The sequence below is a fragment of the Actinosynnema sp. genome, assembly GCF_052038725.1.
The window spans coordinates 1-2,589 of the sequence record NZ_JBQGCX010001441.1 but is presented as its reverse complement, the minus strand read 5'-3'; the positions used below and the strand labels follow the sequence as shown (position 1 = coordinate 2,589).

At 72.2% G+C, this 2,589-nt stretch carries 3 protein-coding genes and 1 pseudogene; all 4 read right to left on the bottom strand.

All coding sequences use genetic code 11. The features are described 5' to 3' along the window. Positions 1-373: 373 nt before the first annotated feature. Entirely contained in the window at positions 374-844 is a 471-nt protein-coding gene (locus ACTUAL_RS30470) for a uridine kinase family protein (protein ID WP_096491070.1), read from the bottom strand. Positions 845-857: 13 nt separating this feature from the next. Beyond that, positions 858-1,451: a recombination mediator RecR gene (gene recR / locus ACTUAL_RS30465; protein ID WP_012782837.1), complete on the bottom strand. Its 594-nt coding sequence runs from the start codon at positions 1,449-1,451 to the stop codon at positions 858-860. Next, positions 1,451-1,798 (bottom strand): YbaB/EbfC family nucleoid-associated protein, encoded by a 348-nt coding sequence (locus tag ACTUAL_RS30460; RefSeq protein WP_012782836.1) that lies wholly within the window; start codon positions 1,796-1,798, stop codon positions 1,451-1,453. The genes recR and ACTUAL_RS30460 overlap by 1 nt, the downstream gene beginning before the upstream one ends. Before the next feature lie 47 nt (positions 1,799-1,845). Next, positions 1,846-2,589: pseudogene (locus tag ACTUAL_RS30455) on the bottom strand (DNA polymerase III subunit gamma/tau); the annotation flags it as partial.

Below are 2,589 nucleotides of genomic sequence, written 5' to 3'. Positions count from 1 at the left end.
CAGCTGTCCAGTAACAATCTCAAAGGAATCCTCTTGACGAGGATCATAATTTACTGGCTATTCGGCACGCTGTTGAGTTCTCAAAGAACACGCGCACATCATCACGTTCCGCAGCGCGGCCCGATCCGAGGCTAGTGCTTCTCTAACGTTTGTGGTGAAACTGACGCCCATGGCCGCAGCACCTCGAGAAGAGGCCGGGCTGGGTCTTCCGTTTCGCAGGTCACCCACTCTACCACACGATCTGGGAGCTTGGTTCGTGACCCTCGCCGCACTCCGTTCCGGTTTTCCCGGCCCGTTCCGTGCTGACATGGAGAACATTACACAAGCGCCCCGCAGAAGTAAAATCGGGGGGTCGGGAGACCTAAAACCGCAGCTAGCGGAGGATCACCCGGTCCGCGCGGGCCTTCGTCCCGTCCACCGCGAACCACCCGCGCTCGAAGTCCTGCCACCGGCGGAGGTGGATCCGGCAGTCCTCGCCGTCCCGAGCGACCGCGCGCTCCAGGCGCTCGGACTCCGACGGCACCTCCACCCACACCGCGAGGTCCAACCGGTCCGCGATCGCCCTGCGCGCGGAGGACACGCCCTCCAGCACCAGGACCTCCGGCGGCTCGAAGGTGATCCACTCCCCCGGCTTCGGCTCGCCGCCGACCCACTCGACGCGCTGGTAGCGGGCGGGCTCGTCGCGCCAGAGCGGTTCGAGCACGCCCTCCACCAACCTCGGCCACCACGCCACCGGGTCGTCCCAGGTGGCGAAGTGGTCCGTCGGCACCACCACGCCGCCGAGCGAGCGGGCGTAGGTGGTCTTGCCCGAGCCCGACGGCCCGTCGACGGCGATCAGGAGCACCGGGCGACCGCGCTCAGAGGCTCCGGCGCCCGGACAGGGCGCGCCCCAGCGTCAGCTCGTCCGCGAACTCCAGGTCACCGCCCATCGGCAGGCCGGAGGCCAGCCGCGTCACGGACAGACCGGGGAAGTCGCGCAGCATCCGCACCAGGTAGGTGGCGGTCGCCTCGCCCTCGGTGTTCGGGTCCGTCGCGATGATGATCTCGCTGACGTCGGTCCCGATCCTGGTGAGCAGTTGCCTGATCCGCAGCTGGTCCGGCCCGATCCCGGACAGCGGGTCGAGCGCGCCGCCCAGCACGTGGTAGCGGCCCTTGAACTCGCGGGTCCGCTCGACCGCGAGGACGTCCTTCGGCTCCTCCACCACGCAGATGAGCGTGAGGTCGCGCCTCGGGTCGCGGCAGATGCGGCAGGTCGTCTCGGCCGAGACGTTGCCGCACACCTCGCAGAAGACCACGCCCTCCTTCACCTTCTGGAGGGCGTCCTGCAGCCTGCCGATGTCCGCGGGCTCCGCGGCCAGCAGGTGGAAGGCGATGCGCTGAGCGCTCTTGGGACCCACGCCCGGCAGTCGGCCGAGCTCGTCGATCAGGTCCTGGACCGGCCCCTCGTACATCAGCCGAACAGCTTGCCGAGGCCGCCGAGGCCGTCCAGCCCGCCCATGCCGCTGGCCAGGGGGCCCATCTTCTGCGCGGCCAGCTCCTGCGCCGCGCGGTTGGCGTCGCGCACGGCGGCGACGACCAGGTCGGACAGGGTCTCCACGTCCTCGGGGTCGACCGCCCTGGGGTCGATCGCGAGGCTCTTGAGCTCGCCGCCACCGGTGACGACGGCCCGGACCAGGCCCCCGCCCGCGGTGCCGGTGACCTCGGCCTCGGTGAGCTCCTGCTGCGCGGTGGCGAGCTGCTGCTGCATCATCTGCGCCTGCTGGAGGATCTGCTGCATGTTGGGCTGACCGGGTTGCACCGCGGTTCCTCTCGTCGGTTGCGCCTGGCGTCCAGCGTAGTCGGGGATCAGCTCTTCAAGGGGCGCGCGCCGAGCTCGTCGGCGAGCAGCTTCAGCACGACCGCCTCGGGGTCGAGGCGCTCCTCCCCCGGCTCACCCGGCCTGGCCGCCTCGGCGAACATCTCCTCCTCGTCCACCGGCTCCGGTGGGAGGGGGTCGTCGGGCTCGTCCGGCTCGGGCGGCAGCGGGATGTCGTCGCCCGAGCGGCCGGTCGACCGGTTGGCCTGCGCCTGCATGGCCTTCTCCAGCATCTGCCTGCCGTGGCCGGGCGCGGGCGCGCTCTCGGCCTGGCTGGGCCGCGCGGGCGCGGGCCTGGCCTGGCGGGCCTGCTGCTGGGGGCGCTGCGCGGTGGCCGCGTCGCCCTGGACGCAGCGGACCTGCCAGCTGCCGCCGAGGACCTGGCCGAAGGCCTTGGCGATCACCTCGGCGTTGCGCGGCTCGGCGAGCCTGCGGGCCAGCGGGCCGGAGGTGTGGGCGAGGGTGACCGACGTGCCGTCGACCTCGGCGACGGTGGCGTTGGTCAGCATGGCCTCGGTGCTGCGGCTGGCCCCCTTGACCACGCCGAGCAGCTCGGGCCAGCGCCTGCGGATCTCGACCGCGTCGACGGCGCCGGACGCCGGGGCGGCGGCAGCGGCGGGTTCGGCGGCGGCGGGCGGTTGCGGCGGCGCCTGGGAGGGGCGCTGGAACCGGGCCTGCTGCGGTGCGGCCTGCGCGGCAGGCCGGGCCTGCGGGGCGGGTGGCTGGGGGGCGGG

Coding starts and splice junctions, on each gene's coding strand:
- recR (WP_012782837.1), bottom strand. CDS start 1,451: ATGTACGAGGGGCCGGTCCAGGACCTGATCGACGAGCTCGGCCGACTG.